Origin of the sequence: Moorena producens 3L, from assembly GCF_000211815.1 — a bacterium.
Classification (GTDB): Bacteria; Cyanobacteriota; Cyanobacteriia; order Cyanobacteriales; family Coleofasciculaceae; genus Moorena; species Moorena producens.
Window position 1 is genome coordinate 118,965 of record NZ_GL890940.1, and the last position, 24,347, is coordinate 143,311.

General features: G+C 42.7%; 17 protein-coding genes and 1 pseudogene. 9 read left to right on the plus strand and 9 right to left on the minus strand.

The features are described 5' to 3' along the window. Window positions 1–288: 288 nt before the first annotated feature. Entirely contained in the window at window positions 289–2,286 is a 1,998-nt protein-coding gene (locus LYNGBM3L_RS20205) for an ABC transporter ATP-binding protein (protein ID WP_008187207.1), read from the minus strand. A gap of 202 nt (window positions 2,287–2,488) precedes the next feature. Further along, window positions 2,489–3,484 (minus strand): glycosyltransferase, encoded by a 996-nt coding sequence (locus LYNGBM3L_RS20210; RefSeq protein WP_008187209.1) that lies wholly within the window; start codon window positions 3,482–3,484, stop codon window positions 2,489–2,491. 469 nt (window positions 3,485–3,953) lie between these two features. Between LYNGBM3L_RS20210 and LYNGBM3L_RS20215 the strand changes: the two genes are divergently transcribed. The 3 genes from LYNGBM3L_RS20215 (at window position 3,954) to LYNGBM3L_RS20225 (ending at window position 8,486) form a co-directional block, all read left to right on the plus strand. Then, a complete protein-coding gene (locus tag LYNGBM3L_RS20215; protein ID WP_008187212.1) occupies window positions 3,954–5,033 on the plus strand; it encodes an LLM class flavin-dependent oxidoreductase in 1,080 nt (359 codons plus the stop codon). An 807-nt stretch (window positions 5,034–5,840) separates the two neighbouring features. Next, window positions 5,841–6,971: a hypothetical protein gene (locus LYNGBM3L_RS20220; protein ID WP_008187217.1), complete on the plus strand. Its 1,131-nt coding sequence runs from the start codon at window positions 5,841–5,843 to the stop codon at window positions 6,969–6,971. 9 nt (window positions 6,972–6,980) lie between these two features. After that, window positions 6,981–8,486: an MBOAT family O-acyltransferase gene (locus LYNGBM3L_RS20225; protein WP_008187219.1), complete on the plus strand. Its 1,506-nt coding sequence runs from the start codon at window positions 6,981–6,983 to the stop codon at window positions 8,484–8,486. Window positions 8,487–8,615: 129 nt separating this feature from the next. On the opposite strand, the gene LYNGBM3L_RS20230 is transcribed toward LYNGBM3L_RS20225, so the two are convergent. Then, entirely contained in the window at window positions 8,616–9,920 is a 1,305-nt protein-coding gene (locus LYNGBM3L_RS20230; protein ID WP_008187222.1) for an MFS transporter, read from the minus strand. Between the two features lie 731 nt (window positions 9,921–10,651). After that, entirely contained in the window at window positions 10,652–11,200 is a 549-nt protein-coding gene (locus LYNGBM3L_RS20235; protein WP_008187228.1) for an NUDIX hydrolase, read from the minus strand. 444 nt (window positions 11,201–11,644) lie between these two features. On the opposite strand from LYNGBM3L_RS20235, the gene LYNGBM3L_RS20240 reads away from it, so the two are divergent. The 4 genes from LYNGBM3L_RS20240 (at window position 11,645) to LYNGBM3L_RS43980 (ending at window position 15,299) form a co-directional block, all read left to right on the plus strand. Next, window positions 11,645–12,760 carry a dipeptide epimerase gene (locus tag LYNGBM3L_RS20240; protein WP_008187230.1) on the plus strand — a complete coding sequence of 372 codons (1,116 nt, stop codon included), beginning with the start codon at window positions 11,645–11,647 and terminating at the stop codon, window positions 12,758–12,760. Beyond that, the gene (locus LYNGBM3L_RS20245; RefSeq protein WP_008187231.1) at window positions 12,744–13,802 is read left to right on the plus strand and encodes an N-acetyltransferase DgcN family protein; all 1,059 of its coding nucleotides are present in this window, start codon (window positions 12,744–12,746) and stop codon (window positions 13,800–13,802) included. The genes LYNGBM3L_RS20240 and LYNGBM3L_RS20245 overlap by 17 nt, the downstream gene beginning before the upstream one ends. A 189-nt stretch (window positions 13,803–13,991) precedes the next feature. Further along, window positions 13,992–14,498: a DUF3172 domain-containing protein gene (locus LYNGBM3L_RS20250; RefSeq protein ID WP_008187233.1), complete on the plus strand. Its 507-nt coding sequence runs from the start codon at window positions 13,992–13,994 to the stop codon at window positions 14,496–14,498. A 633-nt stretch (window positions 14,499–15,131) separates the two neighbouring features. Continuing rightward, complete coding sequence (locus tag LYNGBM3L_RS43980) at window positions 15,132–15,299, plus strand: hypothetical protein (RefSeq protein ID WP_008187237.1); 168 nt, start codon at window positions 15,132–15,134, stop codon at window positions 15,297–15,299. Window positions 15,300–15,313: 14 nt separating this feature from the next. On the opposite strand, the gene LYNGBM3L_RS43985 is transcribed toward LYNGBM3L_RS43980, so the two are convergent. Next, a complete protein-coding gene (locus LYNGBM3L_RS43985) occupies window positions 15,314–15,481 on the minus strand; it encodes a hypothetical protein (protein ID WP_008187239.1) in 168 nt (55 codons plus the stop codon). Window positions 15,482–16,516: 1,035 nt separating this feature from the next. On the opposite strand from LYNGBM3L_RS43985, the gene LYNGBM3L_RS50470 reads away from it, so the two are divergent. Both LYNGBM3L_RS50470 and LYNGBM3L_RS20260 read left to right on the plus strand, forming a co-directional pair. After that, window positions 16,517–21,313, plus strand: coding sequence for an SdrD B-like domain-containing protein (locus tag LYNGBM3L_RS50470; protein WP_008187244.1), 4,797 nt, complete (start codon window positions 16,517–16,519; stop codon window positions 21,311–21,313). Window positions 21,314–21,794: 481 nt separating this feature from the next. Next, window positions 21,795–22,540: pseudogene (locus LYNGBM3L_RS20260) on the plus strand (Uma2 family endonuclease). A gap of 319 nt (window positions 22,541–22,859) precedes the next feature. On the opposite strand, the gene LYNGBM3L_RS20265 reads toward LYNGBM3L_RS20260, so the two are convergent. The 4 genes from LYNGBM3L_RS20265 to LYNGBM3L_RS47665 form a co-directional block, all read right to left on the minus strand. Beyond that, the gene (locus LYNGBM3L_RS20265; RefSeq protein ID WP_008187248.1) at window positions 22,860–23,429 is read right to left on the minus strand and encodes a Uma2 family endonuclease; all 570 of its coding nucleotides are present in this window, start codon (window positions 23,427–23,429) and stop codon (window positions 22,860–22,862) included. Between the two features lie 178 nt (window positions 23,430–23,607). Further along, a complete protein-coding gene (locus tag LYNGBM3L_RS20270) occupies window positions 23,608–23,823 on the minus strand; it encodes a ParE family toxin-like protein (protein ID WP_008187250.1) in 216 nt (71 codons plus the stop codon). A gap of 41 nt (window positions 23,824–23,864) precedes the next feature. Next, window positions 23,865–24,062 carry a hypothetical protein gene (locus LYNGBM3L_RS20275; protein WP_008187253.1) on the minus strand — a complete coding sequence of 66 codons (198 nt, stop codon included), beginning with the start codon at window positions 24,060–24,062 and terminating at the stop codon, window positions 23,865–23,867. Beyond that, complete coding sequence (locus tag LYNGBM3L_RS47665; RefSeq protein WP_008187254.1) at window positions 24,059–24,217, minus strand: hypothetical protein; 159 nt, start codon at window positions 24,215–24,217, stop codon at window positions 24,059–24,061. Before LYNGBM3L_RS47665 ends, LYNGBM3L_RS20275 begins: the two co-directional genes overlap by 4 nt. Between the last annotated feature and the right edge of the window lie 130 nt (window positions 24,218–24,347).

Sequence of the window (24,347 nt, forward strand, 5' to 3'; positions counted from 1 at the left end):
TGCGCTACGCGCACGCTGCTTGAGGTGCCGTCAGCCGTCAGCTGACGTAACAGAGATTAAAGCAATGCTTACTTGTTTTATTCAAAAGCACCTCAAGTAGCGTGCGTGGCACAGGCTTTGGCCTTGGCCGTTGGCCACGCTACGCGAATGGCCACGCTGTGCGAACGACGCTGGGAGGTAGCGCATTAGCTGATAGCTGATAGCTGATAGCTGATAGCTGATAGCTGTTCGCGTAGCGTGCGCGTAGCGCATTAGCTGAATACTTACACTAGCTCTCTTTATGTCATGTTACTGGTTAACCAGTAATGCTGAGTTTAAATTTTCAACTCTGTTGCTCTCCATCTCGATTTTATATTGCTTTGCTTGCATGTTCCAAAGGGTAGCATATTCTCCATTTTGCCGTAACAGTTCTTCGTGAGTACCCACCTCAACTAACTTGCCAGCTTTCAGCACCATAATTCGATCTGCTAGACGTACAGAAGCTAGTCTATGGGTTACTAGAATGGCAGTCTTTCCCTTGACTAATTCAGCAAAACTACTATATATTTCGTATTCACTGCGGGGGTCTAGAGCTGCTGTTGGCTCATCTAAGATCATGATTTGGGCTTCGTTTTCCCGCACAAAAGCGCGGGCGATCGCTATTTTTTGCCATTCTCCTCCAGACAGTTCAGTACCATTAAATTGCTTGCCTAAAAGCGTTGCATATCCTTCTGGAAGCTTTTCCACTTTAGCTGCAATTTCTGATTTTTCACTGGCACATTTTAATTTCTCTAAGTCATCCATTGCTGAAGTATCCCCCAAGGCAATATTTTCGCCAATGGTGAGAGCATAGCGACAAAAATCTTGAAATACCACAGCAATTTGCTGCCGCCATTGTTCAATATTAAAATCTTTGAGATTTTCCTCATCTACAAAAATATTTCCTTTAGTTGGGTCATACAAGCGAGCTAAAAGCTTAACTAAGGTACTTTTACCAGCACCATTTTCACCCACTATAGCGACAGTTTCACCAGGATTTAACCTCAAAGAAATGTTGCTTAAAGCAATTCTGCCGTCTGAATAAGCAAACTCTACATCATCAAAGACAATACCTGACTTAATTGGTTTAGGTGTGGGCTTCCCTGGAATACAGATTGGCATAATAGATTGATAATCCATAAATTTGAAAAATAGCTCCATAAACAACATCGATCTTCGCATAATCCTTGAAAGCATGAGCAATTGGTTGATATTACTTTGAACATAACCAAGGGATTGAATTAACAACAAGATACTTCCTGGAGTTAATTTACCAGCTAAAGCTTGCAGAATCACCCAACAAAAGCAAAATCCATTGCCCAAAACACTTAATATTCCCAGGGCACTTAAAATCAAAGCTTGTTTACTTTGCAGATTATGAATTAGCTGATGCCTATCTTCAAAAGCTTCTAAATAACGCTGACTAAACAAAGATTCCAGTCCGAAAAGACGTACCTCTTTAGCATAGGTATCTGTTAGCATCAATCCAGAGTAATACTTCATGCGGCGAGCTTGAGGACTTTTATGAAAAATTGCTGCCCAAATCCCTGACTCAAGTTTTAAAGAAGCATAAGTTTGCGGTAGGTATGTTAGTAAAATTAATAGGGGAATCCACCAGTCTACAGTAAACAATAAAGCAAACATAGTTGTGAGGGTGACCAGTATTTTTAAACTGGTTGAAAAAACCCTTAAAAGGCTGATTGGCTCCTGGCCTACTTGTCCTTGAAGCATTTCTAATTCATCGTAAAACTCCGGATTCTCAAAATTATTAATATCAGCAAAGCTATTAGCTTTCTCTATTAATTTCAGGTTGAGACTAGCCATGAGCTGATCTGAGAGTTTCATAAAGGCAATGTTAACCCAAGGGCTGATCAGATTATCTAAGAACAGTGCTGCCACCCAAAGCAACACAAGAATGGCAATTATTTTGAAGTCATAGTCTCCTCCCGGAACTAGGGAAGCCACCGTGTCCACCACTTGTTTTTGAATTCCTACTGTGATAGCAGGAATTAAACTTTGCAACAACAAAACGATAACTACAAATGCCGTTGCTTTTGGTGCAGTTGCCCACAATAAAACTAGGGAAAAACGAATACTTTGGATAAAAACTGTAATAGATTGCTTGAATTTAGCGATTAATTTTTCCTCGTTATCTTGATTAGTCGTTTCCTCATTATTATTGTTTTCACTAGCTGTTGTCGCTTCTTCAGAATTATCTTGATTATTATTTTCGTTATTAGCTGTTATCTGTTCGCTGGATTGACTCATTAGGCTCCCTTATAATTAACCTTGTTTCAAAACAATTTCCGAATTGCTGACTCCACCTTATCTCCCACCGCTGACCAAGAGTATTCGGCTTTTACCAGTTCATAGGCATAATTACCAAGTCTTGCTTCTAAAGAAGCATCTGACCAAAGTTGGCATATCCCTTCAACAATTTATTGAATTGTGTTTCTCCTTGTTAGGGCAATTAATTGACAGATTGACTTTCGGTAAATAATATTTCTTTTTCATATTCCTTAACGTAATTAGCCGCCATTGTTAGATAATGAAAGTCTTTCATGGCTTTTTCCCGACAAGCTTGAGGCGAAATCTCTTTAAGTTTCTCCACAGCAGCAATATATTCGTTCTGTTTGCGACAAATGAAGCCAACATCAGGTGAAACTATTTCCCGAAAAGCTCCGCGATCGCTACAAATTACTGGAGTTCCGGAAATTAAGGCTTCAGGAACAACTAAGCCAAAAGGTTCGTGGATCAGGGTTGGGGCAAGGAGTGCTTTAGCACCAGCGATTAATTCGGCTTTCTGTTGTCCCCGTATTTCACCAACAAATTCAACCCCTTGCTCCCGGCACATGGCAGCAAATTGACGTTGATAAAACTCATTTTTACTGGAACCTGCCACAACCAGCTTGATACCTAGTTCTTGGACTAAGAGCAAGGCGAGACCAAATCCTTTCAACACGGCTCTTTCTAAACCGCATACCAAAAAAATGAAATAATCAGATTTGGTTTCAGAATAGATGAATTCAGCCGGATCGATGCTATTGTGAACATAGCGATCGCAACCATAGCTTTGGGCATGGGAGCGTGAAACAAAAATCCAATTCTCTTTTGACAAACCTGAAACATCATGATTCCCAAAAGGAGCCTGGAATGTTCTTACCCAAGGCTTACCAGAGGAATCAAAGGAAGCATATGGGGAAACATCTTGAGGCTGTAGAATATCAACATCAAACCTTCGTTCCCTGACCTGATTAACGGTTTCTGGCAAAGGTTCTAGGATTTCCTTCTCTCCAAGATTGTAGAAAACATCATGTCCTAGTTCTCCCAACCCTTTAGCCAGCAGGTCTGTGGTATGTTGAGATGCAGTTCCAGTCAATTTAGCTGGATATTGATGATTACTCGATAGGTAGATACGCATTTTCTGCTTGATAAAACTGATACAAAGCGCCACTAATTGTGACATTTTGAAGTTTACTTATTGGTTCAACTGAGTAAGTCGCCAATCCGACGGCTCCCCTAGTCAGCAACACCTCATCCACAGGCATTCACGGTCGATGCAACCGCAGCATTTATATTACCGCACTGCTAGAAAAGTTGTCAACCAGGTTCGGGCTGTCCTAGAGTGACCAGTAGGAGGTTCAACTCTCACACATTGGTAAAATAAATAGCATAAAAATCCTGTATACTGATGTATACTTATTCAGGCCAAGAAAAACCGCTATGATCAAACGTGGCAGTAAATCTTGTCAACTGGAACAATAATAGACAATCAATCGTATAATTCTAAAGTTTACTCATTGTTGTAGCTTCCAGGGCTAACTACGGAACAGTTACTCCCCTGCCTCGTAAAGGAACTGCAACTAAAGTCGCCGAGACATTTGTCCGACCGTAGCTAAAGCTGAATAGTTTCCAAACTACCGATTTTTTTGAAGATGAACTCATTGAGATTCCACTGGCGATTAGCCGCACAAGCAAATAGGTTAGGCGTTGTTTCACAAGATGCTAAACTCCAGGCAAGTAATTCACCTGAGCAACAAGTGAATTTACCAGATATCGAGAATAATCTTTTCTTCTGCCGCCGTGCCGAAGAAATTGGTATTGATTCCCTGTTGACTGCCTTCGGCTATTACAGACCAGATCCAATTCTACTTTCCACTGCTTTAGCAATGGCAACAGAAAGGATCAAATTTATGGTTGCCTATCGACCCGGAGCAATTTCACCTACCTTGTTTGTCCAACAAATTAATACGCTTTCTGCCTTAAGCAATGGCAGAGTGAGCTTAAATGTAATTATGGGTCATTCCCAAAAAGAGCAAGGCTACTATGGTGATTTTCTCGAACACGATCAACGTTATCAGCGAGCCGAGGAGTTTTTAGAGATTTGTCAAGGGTTTTGGCAAAAAAATGGCGGGTTTACTTTTAAAGGCACCTACTACCATATTGAAGAAGGGCAAGTAGGTACTCCTTTCGTGGCACCAGAGAGGAATTCCCCAGAAATTTACATCGGTGGCGGTTCGCCTCCGGCACAGGAACTCGCTGTAAAGCAAGGTAATTGTTGGTTACTTCTTTTCGATACCCCAGATAAACTGCGACCACGTGTTAAAACCATAATTGACCAAGGAATAGAGGTGGGTCTACGTGGTTCTATAATTGCTAGACCTACTCGTGAAGAAGCCATAGAAGCTGCTTACTCTTTGATTAATACTGGCAACAAACAATGGATTGAGGAAGTATTTGTTAAGAACTCTGATTTCCAATCGATAAAATTTGCTTATCAAGAAGAAGCTGATGGTAATTGGCTTACCCCTTGGTTATGGAAGGGTGCTGTACCTGCCCATGGACCGTCTTCTATGGCCCTTGTCGGAAGCCCGATTGATATTGCTGAAGCAATCATGGAATATAAAAAGATGGGCTGCTCTCAGTTCATTTTTTCTGGTTGGCCTGAACTGGAAACAATGACCTACTTTGGTAAGGAAATTTTACCCCTGGTTAGGGAGATGGAAAAGATATAGTCGTGAAGTACATCATGCCAGCCATCAGCCTGCCGTAACAGAGACTAAACGGATAGTTTACCTGTTTATTCAAAAGCTGTTACTGTAGTGCATTAGCTGATAACTGAATGCTTCTATCACAACCAGTTTTTTTTAATTGTATTGAAATTAACCGGAAACTGCTAAAATTAAACACAAATTACAATCAAGAAGATGGAAAGTGTCAAGCAATTTACTAAATACATGAGAGCTGATGAACCTGGTTGACTGACAAAAGTTTACGAGCGAAGCCCTGAAACTCTCTATATACAAGGGTTCTAGGGCTTACAGCAAATGCACTTATGGATTGATCGTTTTGGGCTTCAGATTTTAAGCTTGATCATTTGCCTTCAAGCCTTTTGCCACTAAAGGGCTTCGCCGGGTTCGCTTGGAGAGTGCGGAAACCCTTATTGAGCAGTCGATCTGAAATGTTTTGTCAGTCAACCAGACTACAAATCTCCGTAACCCTTACAGTGTAAGGATTACGGAGATTTTTGAATTGTGTAATTAATTTTGTGCACCTGCTTAGCAATTTCCTGGTTTTTGATGTACAGTAAGTAGGAGAGTAGAATAAAAGGAAAAAGAGAGGATGAGAGTATATTCATTAGATGTTAGAAAAAAGATAATAGAGGCAAATGAAAAGGGAAGAGTATCAATTAGATAAAGTAGCCGATAATTTCAATCTAGGAAATATCACAAAATTGTTTACCAATTAGCGAAATTAGAACAAAAATTGAAACCGTTCCACAGAATAATGGCTTCATATAAATTTAGAATAAATGATGATTTATGACACAATTTAGTATCTGGAAAAATTGTAAATATCATAATTTGTTTACAGCAACTGCTTACAGTATTATTTTCACAATTACGTTAACAATATTTTTTGTTCTTGCCAATATAATATTTCCTTATCCTAACATTCTTAATTCTCCTAATAATGTTAATCTTAAGCTAAAATACTTTGCCGAACACAAAGATGAATATAATGCTATTTTTATCGGTCCTAGTACAACTGAACACGGTATAGTACCTAATTTATTCGATAAATTAATGGCAGAGCAAAACAGAGAAATTAAATCTTTTAATGGGGCAATTGGTGGAGCAACAGTAGCAGAGATAGACTTTTATTTAAGAGATATAATTGCTTTAAAACCGGCTAATTTAAACTGGTTATTTATAGAATACCCCGATGCTATGGATGAGAAACTACGTAATTCAGGTTCTGCCAGAAGTATATATTGGCATACTCCTAAGCAAACCATCTTAGCTTTACGTATAATGTTGGAAAAAAAACATCCCCTCCGATTAAAATTTATTATTGCTTATGGCAACTTAAAAAGTTTCTTATATAGAATTTTATCGATGGGTAGATTTTCTAATTTTTGGCAACAAAAAGTATTACACTCCAACCCATTAAAGATTGCAAAACAACAATTATTGATAGAAGAATCTGGATATATTTCCTTAGATCGGTTAGCTAAATATACTAGCAAATGGGACAATGTTAGACGAAAGCTTTTAAATAATTTAGATGATTATTATCAAAATGTAGATAAAGAAATATATAAGTTTAAGCAAAGGAACACTGCATCAATTAATCTCTTTAAACCTTATACTTTAAAAGTTATCAAAAATATGTGCGATCTGATCGAAGAACAGGGAATTAAGCCCATTGTTTTTATATCTCCAACTGTGGGATATGAAGAAACAACAGCAATGGAATTGTATAAAAGCCGCAATACATCAGTAGTTTTTGCTTTAAACAATCCGGAAGCTTTCCCTACTTTATATCAAGTTGACAACAGATGGGATTTTGTGCACTTAAATGACAGAGGTGCAAGGGAATTTACTCGTTCTATGGCAGAACAATTTACTAAATATCTTGAAACAGAAAAATCAGGAATCTATCCTTTATAAAAATTAGAAATGATTTTTACCGAATTTCGCTTCCTATTTTTTTTCCTTACAGTTTTCTGTATCTATTGGACATTAAGCGAACACCAGCATCGTAAAATTTGGTTACTCATTTGTAGCTATATTTTTTATGCCGCTTGGAATTGGCGCTTCTTATCTTTAATGTTGGCTTCCACAATCATTGATTATATCATTGGTTTGATGATATCAAGACCTATAATTGATGATGCTAATCCAGATTGGGAAACTAAGGAAACTGATAGGACAAAAAACTTTGATTGGAACAACCTTGCGTCAAAACCTATAGACTTCCGACAACGCCAACTATGGCTAGTATTGAGTTTAATAGGCAATCTTAGTATCTTAGGATTTTTTAAGTATTATAACTTTTTTACTGATTCAGCGGCTAATTTTCTCAATTTACTTGGCTTACCTATAAGTTTTCCCATTCTACAAATTATTCTACCTGTAGGAATTAGCTTTTATACCTTTCAAACCCTCAGCTACTCTTTAGATATTTACCGAGGTAAACTCAAACCAACTAAAAACTTTTGGGATTTTGCCTTGTTTGTCAGCTTTTTTCCCCAATTGGTTGCTGGGCCTATTGTTCGTGCTGCCATCTTTTTACCTCAGTTATTGACACCGAAAACATTTAGTCAAGTTGAGGTTAGGAGTTGTTTGATGCTGTTTCTGGTAGGATATTTTAAGAAAGCCTGTATTGCAGATAATCTTTCTCTTATAGTCGATGAGTATTTTGCTAATCCAGAGATTTATACAGTAGCGAGTGCTTGGATAAGTGTAATCTCTTTGAGCATCCAAGTTTACTGCGACTTTTCTGGATATTCAGATATGGCGATCGCATCTGCTGGTTTACTAGGCTATAAATTACCTTTAAACTTCAACTTTCCTTACTTTGCCAGTAACATCACAGAACTGTGGAAACGCTGGCATATTACTATGTCTATTTGGTTCCGAGACTATCTTTATATTCCTTTGATGAGAAGACGGGAAAAAAAAGATAGAACCAGTATATTCTCTTATAGTAATCTTATCTATACTATGCTGGTAACGGGACTATGGCATGGTGCAGCTTGGCACTTTGTTGTTTGGGGAGGATTACATGGTATAGCTTTAGCTGTACATAAAGAATGGTCAACACGGCTATCTCCCTACAAGAAATTACTACCTGTTAGAAATGCTCTAGGTGTCCCTTTAACGTTTTACTGGTTTTGTGCTTCTGGAATCTTTTTTCGCAGTGAAGATTTTTTTAGTGGCTTAACTATTGTCAAATCTTTTGTCTTGTTTAATTCTCCTGGTACTGAAAACTTAGAACTTCAAGCTGCATGGATCTTTATTCCTTTAGTATTACTACATTGGGCAGCATACAAAAACTGGTTTAGTAACTGGTGGCGTATAATTCCCAATTGGAGTTTTGCGGCTATTTATGGACTTTGTGTTTCAGCTATTTTACCTTTGGTTAGAGTTGCTTATCAACCTTTCATCTACTTCCAATTCTAAGTTTAAAAGTAACAGACAATTCATTCTTTGGTTCAGCAACCCCGAAAATCGGGATAGATTCTATTTCATTCTGCCATTTTTGATAAATCACTTCTTCTTTTGAGTGGAATCATACTTGTGCTTTGGTGATTAGTTTTTGCTCGGCAAAGGTTGGTCAGGAATGCTATCGGGCAATTCCTCTTCCAGTAATCTGAGGCGAGGATACTGATAAGCCGCAATGGTTCCAACAACTACTACTAAACCGATAACAATGTCTAGAAGACCAATTCCACGACCTTGGCCAACGCCAATTATTTTTCCTAGATTTCCTGCTAAAATACTATCAGGAGCCATCAGAGGTTCAAAAATCAGATCGTCTAGAGGGCCAGCGATCCCATAACCAAGGGTTAAACCCACAGTAGCAATGGGATCTTTCAAACCAAAAACCCTTCCCTGTATCTCTGGAGGTACTTTCTTTTGAAACATGACTTGCACTAAACCGCTAATAACCGGATATATAGCTAACAAACAAAAGTCAGAAACCGTGAATAGAGACAGGGAAGGGCGTAAACCTGCCAAAAATATGAAAAGACCTGCTAGGAGGGTAAAGCCAAATATAGTTTTGATGTAATGCTCCTGAGCTTTCCAGATACTCATCATCAGGCTACCTAATACTATTCCAGAACTGCCAATGGATAAAACAATCCCAAGACCAGTAGGGGAGGTGAGAGATAAAACTAGGGGAGTAGTAAGGACATTAAATATTCCTGTAAATAAGTTATTGCTAGCAAATAAAATTAATAATGCTAGCAATCCAGGTTTGGTAGTTAGAAAATTCCAGCCAAAGATAACCTCCTTCCAAAAAGATTTGTTCCCTGTCTGTTCATCTAGATTATTTAATTCCTGAAATGTAACTACCATCAAGGGAACAATGGCACAAAATAAAGTCGCAAAGTCAATGACAATGATGCCTGGGATGTGAACAATGGGCAGCAATATACCTGCTAAAACTGGTGCAATCAGTTTAGATACACCCCGCCCCAAACTGGTTAAGCCACTGGCACGAGGTAGGTTTTCTTTTGGTACTAGCAGAGTAGTGGCAGCAGCATAAGCATTAGCCTGAAAAGTGCTGAAGCAAGAACTAAGAGCTTCGATGATGTACAAGTGCCAAATTTCTAGGTTTCCTGTGATGAATAACCAAGCTATGCTTAAGGTGCAAAGACCAGCACAAAAATCAGCGATAATCATCGTCCAGCGACGGCTCCAGCGGTCTACAAATCCCCCTGCGATTGGGGAAATGAGTAGACTAGGCAAGCTACCACACAAAACCAGTAAGCCGAACTGGGTAACTGAGCCGGTTTCTTGAAACAACCAGACATTGAAGGCAAACTGAGTTAAGCGAGAACCTACTAGGGAGAGAAATTGTCCAATCCAGATGATCAGAAAAATTATCATCTAGTTATACACCATTGTCATCTTTTGTGTAACAAAACGTAAGCATTCAGCCGTCAGCCGTCAGCCGTCAGCTTATTTGGCGTTGCTGATTCTGGGTATGGTTTAGCCCCCCTAGGGCGTGTTTTCAAACTCGGAGATCCCCTAAGTCCCCTTAAAAGGGGGACTTTGAGTATGGCTCCCCCCTTTTTAAGGGGGGCTGGGGGGGATCTAAATCTTGCGGAAAACTTTGAAAACACGCCCTAGCCCCAGGGCTAATTCATTGTGATCAGAGAAAATTAGGGCAGCCAGAAACTCGCGTAAACTATCAAAGTGAGCTCAATATGGAACTGTCCTACTTTTCCGATCAAGATCTTTCAATCATGCTGTCATACCAAATCCGTTTGTCACAACCCCTTTATAAAAATCGACCAAATCTTTGTATGCCAGGAATCTATGGTTATGCGGATCAGGGGGGTTAGGTAACAGGATTTGGGAAATGTCGTTGTCAGTCAATGGTTGGTGAGCACTCAATCGCTAAAAACCTGCACCGGTTCTAGGGAGCGAACCTATAAGTCATAGCTTATAACGACTGATGCCCGATGCTGAATTTATTATTATTTTTGATTTAGGGAAGCCGATGGAACCAGACTCTGAAGACTCTTAGGGATTTGGGTGATTCGTGATTCCATAGCGCTGCACCCAAGTAAGAATTAAGCTATCAGCAGACAGCTGATAGCTTAATTCTTACTAATTTACGACAAAAATTTCAAGCCTAAAAACAAAGCAGCAATTGTTCCAGAAACACAAATTTCTCCTTGTTCAATTTTTTTCATAACCTCGTCTACAGGTACCAAAAAAATTTCAACCTCTTCGGTAATATCTAGATTTTGAGTACCCGATGGTTGAGCTTCTTGCGCCATAATTAAATTAATTTTATTGGTATCTTTTACCGGATTATCATATAAAGTTGCTAAGGAAACCATATGCTCGGAAACATAACCAGTCTCTTCTTCTAATTCCCTAGCAGCTGCTTTTATACTATCTTCTTCCATTGAGTTGAAACCACCCCCAGGGAGTTCCAATAAAATTTCTCCCACTCCATGGCGATATTGACGGACAAAAACAACATTGCGATCGCATGTAATTGCCATGATCAGCACAATATCCGGTCTAACATTAATGAAGTAGTCATCAACAACTTGACCACTGGGTAATTCCACTTCATCTTGCCTGACTCGACACCATTGGTTGTCAAAAACCAACTTTGATTTAAGGGTTTTCCATGGCTTTATTGAAATCATTAAATTACTGAATAATTACAAAACTATAAGTTAAAGTATGAAGGATAAAGGTTTAAGGTTACCGGTTGATTTAGAGGTTTAAGGTTACAGGTTGAAGGTTGAAGGTTGAAGGTTACAGGTTGAAGGTTACAGGTTGTAGGTTGTAGGTTATAGGTTACACCTTATAGGCGGCAGATGATCGGGCACACCTATTCCTCACCATCGTCCTAGTAGAGTATAACCTTGGCCAATAGGCCACGCTACGCGAACAAGCTACCCTACAAGGGAAGCCTCAGGCGAACAACCAAATAACTTTCAAACCTACCCTACGGGAACGCCAAAGGCGAACAACCAACTAACCTTCAACCTTCAACCAACTAACCTTCAACCTTCAACCAAATAATCTTGGCCTTTGGCCACGCTACGCGAACAACCTTCAACCAAATAACCATTACTAAATAAACAATGCGTATTGGCGTTGAAACCTTCACGGTACATAAGCGGTTCCCTTTAACCATCAGTCGTGGCACCACGTCTGAAACCACCAATGTCTGGGTCAGGATAGAACAGGAGGGTATTGAAGCGTGGGGCGAAGGGTCTCCGTTTTCCCTAGGAAAGGCAACTAGCCTCAGCAGTAGCTCGTCAGATCCAGGCACAGAGGGTTTCCTGCCCCCTACACCCCATAAGCAAACCACTGAGATTCTGCTAGAAGCTCTAGAGGTGGTTATCCCGATGCTGGAGGCATTTAGTCCTTGGGAACACCAACAAATTGAACGGGTCTTGGAGGAGGTACAGGTGCCATCAGCGGCTTGGGCGTCCATTGATTTGGCAATACATGACTGGCTAGGGAAGCGGGTGGGATTGCCCCTCTGGCGGCTGTGGGGATTGAACCGCCGCCGAATTGTGCCAATTTCCTCTACGGTAGGCATTAGTGACCCAGACAAGGCCAGGCAACGGGTCCAGGACTGGATTCCCATTACTGGTGCTCATGTACTCAAAATTAAATTAGGTTCCCCGGATGGGATTGCTGCTGATCAACAGATGCTACTGGCCATCCGAGATGAAGCACCAGAAGCCGAGTTGAGTGTAGATGCCAATGGAGGTTGGAGTTTGGAGGAAGGGATAGAGATGTGTAACTGGCTGGCGAGTCAGGGCGTCAGGCATGTGGAACAACCCCTCGCTCCTGGAAAAGAGGTTGATTTACCCCAGTTGTATAAGCAATCCCCTTTACCAATTTTTGTGGATGAAAGTTGCAAGACTAGCCAAGATATTCCGCCGTTGGCAAACTGTGTCCATGGTATTAACATCAAACTAATGAAATCCGGTGGTTTAACTGAGGCAATACGGATGGTGCATACCGCAAAAGCTTGTGGGTTGCAGGTGATGTTTGGTTGCTATTCTGACAGTACTCTGGCCAATACAGCAGCTTCTCATCTCTCACCACTGGCAGATTATCTAGATTTAGACAGCCACTTAAACCTAGTAGATGACCCCTTCTTAGGGGCAACCCTACAAAATGGGCATTTGATACCGAATAATTTACCAGGACTGGGGGTGAAACGCCGTGAATTTAACCACTAATCGGCGTATTGCGATTCTACTCCATGAAGGGTTTCTTGGTTCAAAAGGCAAAACCGGACTGACTCTGTTACGGTATTGCCCAACGGAGATTGTGGTAGTGATTGACCACCAGTGTGCTGGGGAATCTTTGTCTAAATTAACTGGAATTAAGGTTAATGTCCCGATTGTAGATTCTGTGTCTGCTGCCCTAGCTTATCAACCGGATATCCTAGCCATTGGTATTGCGCCATCTGGGGGAGCATTACCAGAGCCTTGGTGGCAGGAGGTGAAAGTAGGGGTTGGAGCAGGGTTATCGATTATCAATGGTTTGCATACTCCCATGGCATCTGACCCAGAGTTACAGAAATTACTGCAAGACGGTCAGGTAATTTGGGATATTCGTCGGGAACCGAAGGGATTAGGCATAGCAAGTGCTCAAGCGCGATCGCTACCTTGTCAGCGCATCTTGACAGTAGGTACAGATATGGCAGTGGGCAAAATGTCAGCAGCTCTAGAGTTATATCTGTGCGCCCAACGTCAGGGCATATCATCGAAGTTCCTAGCAACTGGTCAAGCTGGCATTATGATTTCTGGGGATGGCATTCCCTTGGATGGGATTCGGGTAGACTTTGCGGCTGGTGCTGTGGAACAAATGGTATTGCGCTATGGTAATGACCACGACTTATTGATCGTAGAAGGGCAAGGTTCTCTGTTGCATCCTGGTTCTACAGCTACTCTACCGCTAATTCGAGGAACTCAGCCGACGGGATTACTATTGGTGCATCGAGCCGGACAGAAGTCTGTTCGTAATCATGACCATGTGTCGATTCCCCCATTAACCAAGGTGATTGAGCTTTACGAGACCGTTGCTAGTGCTGGTGGGGCATTTGGTCAGGTCAAGGTGATTGCGATCGCACTTAATACTGGCCACTTGGATGATCAAGCTGCCCGGTCGGCAATTGAACAGGTACAAACAGAGACTGGCCTACCTTGTACCGATGCCGTGCGATTTGGAGCAGATGTATTGTTGAAAGCAGCAATTGGTGATAATGAGTCGGGTTAAGACAAAACTATCCTGTACCTCGTCAGTATGATAAACGCTATAAAAATGTTTCCCAGCTTCCCAGCTCCCCATCTCCGGATTAATCTTGGCGTACCTGGCATACTGAAAGAAGGGGGCAAGTAGCAACTACTCCCAGGAAATCTTGACCCAGCAAATTCTAAACGTTAATTCAAACGTTAATTCAATCCAATGAAACGTGAATCCAACAGTTCTAATGGGATACCTGAACTTAATTACACAACCTTAGCGATTCTTGGTGGGGTTTTTGTCTTGGGACTTGGAGTTGGTATTGCTTTTAGCTCTGGTGCCACTCTCAACCCAGAAAATGTTGCCTCTCGTGAAGTGATTGACCGCAGCGCACCCAACCCAGAGCTTTGTATTCAGTATGGTGCCAGTGCGATGGTGACAGATATGCAAGTTTTCGTGACTCTCAATCCCTTTAATGTGTATGTGACTCAGCCCAAGATGCGACCTGGGTGTGTTTTACGTCGGAATAACTGGTCAATTCTAGAACAGAGGAGGCTGATCTCATCGGAACAGGTACGGGAATGCAAAAACAGGATGAATACTTTTGGTTTCACTGGTGTGCTTGAAGGTTCACCGGAAATCCGCTGTATCTATCAAAACGATGCAACCGGTAACTTGTTCCTCAACCAAGGTGGTGCCACCGGACCACGGGAAACCGATCAGTTTTAAAGGTTGAACAAGATGAGTGACGCATTCCCCCACCACGAGAACGCAGGTGGGGGTCAAGGAACTGCCTATTGTGTTATAGTTAATTTAGCTTGAGCGGTACGGCAAAGGACAGAACAAGATTCTGAGCAACCTAGAGGCACGAGGTGTAAATCCTTTGTAGTCGGTTTATATACGTCAGACTCTAGGTAAAAGTTTATAATACAAGCCCCATAGCGGAAGCGATGCAGCGCGGTCTTGGGGAGCCAGTGCGGTCTTCGGGGTTTCCCCCATGAGCAACTGGCGTGGTTTCCCCCACTCGCTATTGCATCAAGACAACGACTTGGGGGAATAGTAAGCGCAAAAGTTCTGGCAACAGGCGCGAGAATGCCGCCTGTCGCGAGGGATAAAACCTTGTAATTAAGACGGACACCCCCACCACGAGAACGCAGGTGGGGGAAGCATTCATGGGTGTTTGGTTGTTTGCCCTTGGGTGCATCAGTTGTTAAGCTTTTGCTACCACAGAAGCTAACATAAATTGCTTCGACTTGATGGAGATAGGGGAAGCGAGAGATAGTAAACGCGATGTTCCTTTGGAACCGCTTCGCGAACGCATCCCAATCAATCTCAGGACAATCGAAGTAATAATCCCCTACCATGGGGATAGCGATCGCAAGGGGAGAAAGCTCAGGGGATGACGGCTCACAGGGGTTAGGGGACCGGTCCCCATTACCGATTAGCCATTACCGATTAGCCATTACCCATTACCGATTAGCCATTACCCATTACCTATTACCTATTACCTATTACCTATCTCCAAAGTAAAAAACCTACCCTTGTCAGGGGGTGTGGGTTCCCTGTTTCAGAGCATCTAGAGCAGTTTTTAATCCCGGTTCCGGTTGATGAAATGTCAGCTTACGGCTTGAAGATTGGATCACAATATTTCCCTCAACAGGGGTGAGGGTAATTTCGGGTTTAAGGGAAACAGTTAAGGATGAGAAATTCATTAGTAAGGCTGCATTTAACCTTAACCCAAGCTGACAACAGATAACGAGAATAATTGTTGCGCGTTAGCAACACCCTATGTTAAATTTCATCGGGATTAATGCCCAGCTGTCGTAACCGTTCTGGGAGTTGTTCAGCTCGTTGGTGTTCGAGTTGAGCTTTTTCTTGTATTTCCTAGGTTGCAAAAGCAAGTTCTGATCACAGGCAGCAATCAGTCCAACTTTTGATGCACTGAGGAAACAGATCACAAAACATGATCATGTGCAATTTACGGATATCACCTATTTAAAATTGTTAAATTTCCGCTGAAATTTCAGTAATTATATCGAGGCCACAGCAGCTTAAATCAGGAAATCCTAGATTAGGTCAATAACAAGAGTTTAACTAGATGAGTTAAAACCAGCGGAAAATCAGGGTGCGATCGCTTAGCTGAATAAATTACACTAATTAAATAAAAAGCTATAGCACTACCCATTAAGATGTTTGACATTCCATAACTCCGAAACGTAAGTAATCGCTTACTTTTAGGTGCGACCCGTGGCGAATTTAATTCGCCGAACGCGCCCCGCGTCTCCTACGGAGAACGGAAAGCGCACCTTTGACTTCTGACCCAAGAACCTTGCTGACTTGCGCGTAGCGCTATATGTTCTCACTCGGGAGATTGACTGACTAACTATGGCGGGTTTTCACTTGGCCTTTAGCACAATCAAGTTTAGGGGCACACACCGTGCGCCCTTAAACTTGATTGGTGTTTCAGTTGATTTGTATTTAACTCCCTATCGTCTGAGAGGTTGTCTGAGAAGTCTCATTTGCTACATCCAAGCCCCCGTTGGTCCCCCAATTCTGGGGGACTTTTAGAAGCAAATTGACTCTTGTTCCCCCCAAGCGAGGGATTGCTCGCTTGGGGGGTCAGGGGGGCAAAATTCAGTATCAAAAAACTTGGGAGATATCCTCTGAGTAATCTCTCTATACCCGATTTGTTCTTAAAAACGTGTTTAGCTTAATTTCCCGATTCCAATTATTCATCCCGGCCAGTCATGAAATCTTTATTGAACTATCTCCAAGCGATCGCAGCCAATGTGGGTTCAGAAAGCCTACCCTATCCTCTAGGGAAAATTTTCCCTTCCCAGTTTCCTCGCCATACACTGATTGGCAGTGTGATGTTAGTCAGTGCGATCGCCGGTTACGCTACTCCAGTATGGGCTGATGCCCAACTCCAGTTGGTAAAAGTCGCTAATGATGCCGATGGTCAGATCGTGACAGAAGTTCCATCAGGACAAGAATTTATCTACACCATCCGCGTCTCCTGTAGTGGGGATGAGGACTGCCAGGATGTGGTGATTACTGACCAACTCCCTCCTCAAATTGATTGGTCTTCTAACAATGTCAGCATCCTTCCTGGACGTCCTGCTACTGTCAACTATGACGAGGATACAGGACTGGCTACCGTTGAGTATAATTCACCGATTCCAGCAGGTTCCCCTGTCAACTTGGAGATTCGAGTCCAGTTTCCCCCCGGTACGACTGTAGACAATACACCAGCGATTAACCAAGCCCAAGGGACGAGTGCTAATGCAGGGAATGCCACCTCCAATGCTCTAACGGTTACCTCTGATGTCGATTCAAACGCTGCTTTAAATAAGTGGACATTGGAGAAAAATCGGGTGATTCCTAGCAATGGTGATCCGGCTCTTGATTCACCAGTGACCTATGAGCTTGAGCTTTGCCATGCCCAGAATCTTGAGAGTGGTATCAACCTACAAAATGTAGTTGTGCAAGATACTCTTCCGGTTGGGTCAAGTTTTGTTAGTGCTACCGATGGGGGTACCCATAACTCCGGGGTTGTCACTTGGAATGTCGGTAACCTCAGTATTCAGAGTGGCAGAAATTGTTTCAACGCACAAGTCTCTGTTGAGTATCCTAGTGCTACCTTCAACACTACTGGTGCCAATAGTACTGTGATTAACCCAGCTACCGCAACAGGAGAACTGATTGATGGCACCGAGTTGAACTTAAATGGTGAGGCTGAACATGGTTTTACAGACGCGAACTATCAAGGCACATTGAATTCTAAATCATTCTCGGGTCAGGTGGCTATTGGCAATGAATTTGAGTTTCGGCTTGACCCAAGAAATACCGGTAATGTACCGATGACTACTCTAACAGTCACTGACGACCTAGATCAAGTCAATGACGATGGGATTAACCTCTTAGATCAGGTGCGGGTCACTAAAATTAGCACAGGCAGATACAACAATTACACCGGGGATGTGATTGTCCGCTACAAAACTAATCTCAACCCCTTGACAGCCGGTACCTCACACCCTCAGAACACCACCCTCACCATTGGGACGGACATCACCTTAGGAGCAGGGGAATACATTACAGGGGTTGAGTTCGAGTACACCAATGTACCAGTAGGTTTTCAAGCTACAGCAAGCAGTAATCGACCAAAACTGTTTGTAGAGGTTCAGCCTGACCGCTCGATGGGGGAGACGATCAAAAACTGTGCCCAACTGACTTGGAAGCCCAATTCACCAACAGACCCCCTGGAAAAGTGCCAACAGACAGAAATCTCGGCATTACAAGCCATCGTAAATCCAAACAAAAGAGACGAAACTCAGAGTGGTCCCTATGCTCCTGGTGACACCATAGAATTTCGGCTACAGTTTCGCAACGAGTCGAGCGCTACCGCAGATTATGTCAATCCCATTATTGCCGATTTACTGCCAGCAGGGCTTGACTATGGGGGTGCCTGGAGGTTTGATAGTGTGGGATCAAGTACTGTGCCCGATAACGCTGAGATCAACTTCGAGGCGATTCCGAACTACAACGGCACCGGTCGCACCTTGCTGCGTTGGCAAATTACAGGAACCCAAATACCAGAGAATAAGTGGCTCAGAATCTATGTCGATACAGTAGTTGAGCAGGGGGTGAGTACAGGTTCGTTGACTAATGAATTATTCATCATGTCCAACGATAGTGTGTTCGATTGCAACAGTAGTAACCGCAGAAGTCAGGATACGGTTGATGTGGATGGGGATGGCATCACCGATGAGACTATTTGTCGAAGAACAGCAAACGTTGAAGTAGCTGCGATCGCAACCCTCGATTCACAAAAGGTAGTTCAGGGTGAGGTCGATACCAGTTTCTCCACTAGTGGCACCACGGTTCCGGGGGGACAGGTAGATTACCAGCTCACTATCACCAATCAAGGCACGGTGCCGATGACTAATATACTTGTAGTCGATATGTTGCCTGCCATCGGCGATACTCAAGTGCTCAATACTAGTTCAGCCAGGGGTTCCCAATGGCGTCCTAATCTCGCTGGTCCGGTTACCGTGGCGATTCCTGGTGTCACTGTTGAATACACCACCAACTCCAATCCTTGCCGTCCCAATCCTAGTGATGGTCAAGACCTCAATTGGCCTAGTGGCTGCGTCGATGACTGGAGTACTACCTTTCCCAGTGACCCCAGTGCGGTTACCGCTCTGAGGTTTAACTTGGGTAACCTGGTTCTCGACCCCCTAGAGTCGGTGATGCTGAACTGGCCGATGCGAGCACCGGCTGGAGCACCAACCAACGGCGAGATTGCCTGGAATTCCTTTGCTTTCGTCTCTACACGAACGGATCAATCCGGTGCCGCAGCTACCCTGTTACCCGCAGAACCCCCCAAAGTCGGAATTCAAATTCAACCCCCCACCCCTGCAATCATTGGAGACTTGGTCTGGGATGACCAAAACGGTAATGGGATTCAAGATAATAGTGAACCAGGTATCAATGGGGTGCTGGTTGAGTTGTGGCAAGACGGGGGTGATGGTCAACCTGGTACCAGTGACGATAGTTTCTATGGTTTTACCTTAACTGCTCCGGATGGTACCGGTAATGATGGCGCTTACCTTTTCTCGGAAGTGCCAGCCGGAGATTACTTCGTTAAATTCATTCCCCCAGACAACCTAAATCTCTCTCCTCAAGACCAGGGTGGTGATGAGACCGCTGACTCCGATGCTGATCCCAATACTGGACAGACAAACGTCTTTAGTGTCAACCAGACTACAGACACCCGTGATTTCGATGCTGGACTAACCTCTGTAGACCCAACTACCGCTAGCTTAGGTGATTTCGTTTGGTTGGATACCGATGACAATGGTACTCAAGATGGGGGTGAAGTTGGTGTCAATGGCGTCACTGTTGAACTCTATGATACTGGTAACACTCTGATCGACTCGACCCAAACCAGTAATGACTTCAATGATAATCCTGGTTTCTATCGCTTCCGGGACTTGACACCAGGCACCTATTATCTAAAGTTCATTGCACCCCCTGGTCATGCTTTCTCTCCCCAAGACCAGGGTGATGACACTCTCGACTCGGATGCTGACGCTACTGGACAAACGGCTAACATTACCTTGAATGCTGGAGACAGTAACCAGGATGTAGATGCAGGAATAGTACCTCAGCCGATCTTAGGGGATTTTGTCTGGATTGATAATAATGGTGATGGACTCCAAAACATTGGTGAATTGGGTCTCAATGGTGTGACGGTGAACCTTTATAACCCGGGTGCCGATGGTCAACCGGGTGGCGGGGATGATAGTCTACTCGCCACTACAGTGACTACCAACGATGTGGCTGGCAATCCTGGTTTCTACTCCTTCTCTAGTTTAGCAGCAGGAAACTATTTCTTAGAGTTTATTGCCCCATCTGGCTATGAGATTGGTTTCCAAAATGTGGGCAATGATGACACGATTGATTCTGATGCTGACCCAACTACGGGATATACCGAAGTCTTTGCTCTGGGTGCATCGGAAGACAAACGAGACCTGGATGTGGGGATGATTGCCCTTCCAGTTACATCTACTGGTGAAGTATCGGGTACTCTCTACCAAGACGATAATCCCCAAAACGATAGTTTCGACAATGGTGAATCTACTTTACCTGCCAACATTAGGGTAGTACTATACCTTGACGTTAACAGTAATGATGTTATCGATGCTGGTGATACTGAACAAGCCACTACTGATACTGATAATAGTGGGAATTACAGCTTCACCAGCTTAGAGCCAGGGAAATACATTGTGCAAGTCGATACCAACGATACTGAGATACCAGATGAGTTGATGTTAGGAACCTCTAATGATATACCGATTGAGGTGACTACTACTGCTGTGACTGATATTAACTTTGGGTTTGATGTTGAAAGTCTCCCCAACGTGATACTGGTCAAACGTATTACCGCTATTAAGCGCAAAGACAGTAATGTTTGGGAATCGTTACCTACATCTGGCTCACCTTTTGTTGATGGTATTGATAGTCCTGGTACTGACAATCATGTTGGAAGCGATCGCGCTCCTGAGGATAATGACCCTAACTGGCCTAATCCCAATGTATATCTGCGGGGATTAATTAACTCTGGCACAGTCATGCCAGGGGATGAGTTGGAATATACTGTGTACTTCCTCTCCAATGGCAGCAATTACGCTAAGAGCCTGCGTATCTGTGACCGAGTTCCGGCAGAAACTACTTTTATTCCGGATGCCTTCAATCAAACTGCTGGTTTCCCAGCTAGTGATGTCGGGATTGCCTTGTTCGAGACTACCGATCCTTTACCCACCAGTGGTTCAGCTGAACCGAATATCTATCTAACTAATATCCCCGATAGCGATCGCGGTCGCTATTACTCACCAGGGACCTCAGTGCCCGCAGGATGTAATGTATCTGTCAACCAAAATGGAGTTGTGGTGGTCGAAGTCGGAGATGTGCCCGAAGCTACTGCACCAGGAGAACCGCCAAATTCCTATGGGTTTATCCGATTCCGGGGTCGAGTGAAGTAAACTGTTACCCCGTCAGTTCTCTGGAATTCGCTAACTTATGATAATAAGAGCAGGCTCCGAGAGGAACTAATTATGATAGCTAGCACAGCTACTTACCAAGTTACCTGGGAAAAGTTACCAAAAAATTTGGGTAATCGCGCCCCGTCCTTATAGGACGGTTTTTTTTGAAATTAAGACTTGACGGTTTTCTAACATCGTGTTATTATAGATGCCTAACGAAAAAAAATTAATGGTCTAGATAAACATGATCTTAAAATAAGTAGATGATGTAAAAAATAAGCTAAGAGATAAGCTTATTGCATAATCAAATCTAACGATTTGGATATCTACGAAAACCCTATGATCAAGAAAAAGTTTATCTAACTTGTTAACTAGATTAGGTACGGTGGGGCACACCGAAACCTGGGTCATAGACCAAGTACGCTTGTGAAGAGGAGACCTCTATTTTTTCTGGCTCCGGCCTGGTTAAACAAGTCACCCCGTGGAAGCAAGAATCCCCGTCCTTCCAGGGCGGGGAGTGTCAACTGATGATTTCCTTCTTGACGACGAACCAGTGGATGATATCAATCAACCTCCCTGGCTGCTGCTCTGACACAAAGTTTGGAAATTGCTGGCAAACTACCAGCTAATGCCCTGACTACTACCAATTATGGCATCTGTGCCACTTTGAATCGCAAAATCGTGGTAAAAGCCCCAGATTGGGGATATGTGCCATCAATTCGGGTGTCAAGAGAAGAACTTAAACGTAATTATACCCCAAGACTTCAAGGGGATATTCCTGCTATTGTCATGGAATTTCTCTGTGATACTGAAGCTGGGGAGTATTCCAACAAGCCAACCTATCCTCCGGGCAAGTGGTTTTACTATGAGCAAGTGTTACAGGTTCCCAACTATGTAATTTTTGAGCCAGACACTGGAGTAATAGAAGCCTATCGGTTAGATGATTCAGGACGTTATCAACTCGAACCACCCGATGCCAATAACCGTTACTGGATTGATCAAATGAGCTTATTTCTGGGTATCTGGCAAGGAACTAGGGAAAACCGAACTGGTTACTGGTTACGTTGGTGGGATCAGCAAGGAGAACTGTTGCTGTGGGGTTCAGAGTTGGTCATCCAGGAACAGCAACGAGCTGAACAGGAACGGCAACGAGCTGAACAGGAACGGCAACGAGCTGAGCAATTGGCAGCGCAGCTAAGAGCAGCAGGCATCGAGCCAGAGGGATAATTCCTCAACTGGAATATCATATCGATTCCGGTAGGATTGCTCTTTTCAAGCTTGGGTAATTGGTAATTGGTCATTGATCATTGGTAAGCTATCAGCTATCAGCTTATGCGCTACGCGCACGCTACGCGAACAGCTTTCAGCTTATGCGCCTTTGCCAAAGGCCACGCTATGGGAATGGCTGATGGCACCTCAAGCAGCGTGAGCTTTTAGCTCACGGCTGACGGCACCTCAAGCAGCGTGCGCGTAGCGCATATGCTTACGATCATTGATATTTGATCTCTTACTCAGTTCAATGGAAAAAAGAAACGCCAACCAAAAATTATTTAACACTTAACCAACTAAACATTTCGGCAACAGATAATTTCCAATCTTTAATACTATCTAACACAGGTAAAATTTCTTGATCTGATTTTATTTCTGGCAATTGATTCGGTTGAAATATCATCACTGATTCATCTTCAGGATCAATTAACCAGCCTAACTCTGTTCTCTGGTTCAGACAAAACAGAATTTTTTTGATAACTTTATTCGCAGATTGTTCAGGAGAAAGAATTTCGATTACCCAATCAGGATAAAGCTCAAATTTATTGGCTATTCTTCCTTTTTCTGTTTTCGGAATACGATTCCAACTAAATACTGTAATATCTGGAACAATAGAACGTCCCCCAAAAGTACATCTTAATTCAGTAAAAGCATGAGCAATTTTTTTCGGTAAAATAAGTTCATTAATCGCTGTAGCAAGACGAGTTTGTAAGGTACTATGTTCTCCTTGAGGAATAGGTTTTTGTTTAATTTGTCCATTGACATATTCAGTAGCAGGTTTGGTTTCAGGAAGTTCTAAAAATTCCGCCAGGGTTAACGTTTGTCTAATTTGATTTACAGCAACCATTGATGACCTCCTGTTTCTTAGATTTTAACTGTTGCTGGATTCAGTTCCAGTCATGCTCACCAAAAAAGCGATGCTCGGTACGAGCCGCTACGCGAACGCATTCTCCAAAACGCGATGCTCGGTACGAGCCGCTACGCGAACGCATCTTTCATTCACTACAACCATCGCACTACAAAAGCTATATTTGCTTTAAGATATCATCGTACTTGCTGTTTGGGCCTATCCAGAACCATAGAACTCCCTCTGGTTCATCAGAACCTAAAGCTCTATAATTTCTACCTACTCTTACCGACCACAAACTTTTGATCTTTTTAAATTTCAAAGATGGATGTTTGGGTTCTTGCTTAAGCAACTCATAGTTTTTATCTGCTAATTCTTGAATTTCCTGTGGCAACTGACGGTAGTATTACCAAAACTGTGAAGTAGTGAAATGCTTTAAATTTCCTGGCACTTCCCCTCTCTGAATTCTTGCCTTGCTTGTTTAATTAGATGATCTAGCTTGCCAGATTCAAAGTCTTCCTCAATTTGCTTATCCCATAGAGATTCATAGAATTCATCAAGCCATTGAACCAGATCTGTTAACTCTCCCGTAGAGAGTTTCATTACTGCTTCTTTGATTTCGGCAACACTCATAAAATGCCATCGCCTTTATCTACTGCATCTATAATTATAATAGTGAGATCCCATAACGCCAAATTGGGTAAGGGATGCAGGGTAAACGCAATAATCAATAATGCGGCATTCTTCTTAACACTATTAATATAAATTGCAATAGCGCTAATAATCAAGGCTTAATATTATCATAATCCTTGCCCTATATTACATTTTGGCTCAATTTTCATGGCGCTTACCCTGATAACTATAGCAGTCATAAATGACAATAATTACCTAAGTACAAATAATTTTACATTCACTACT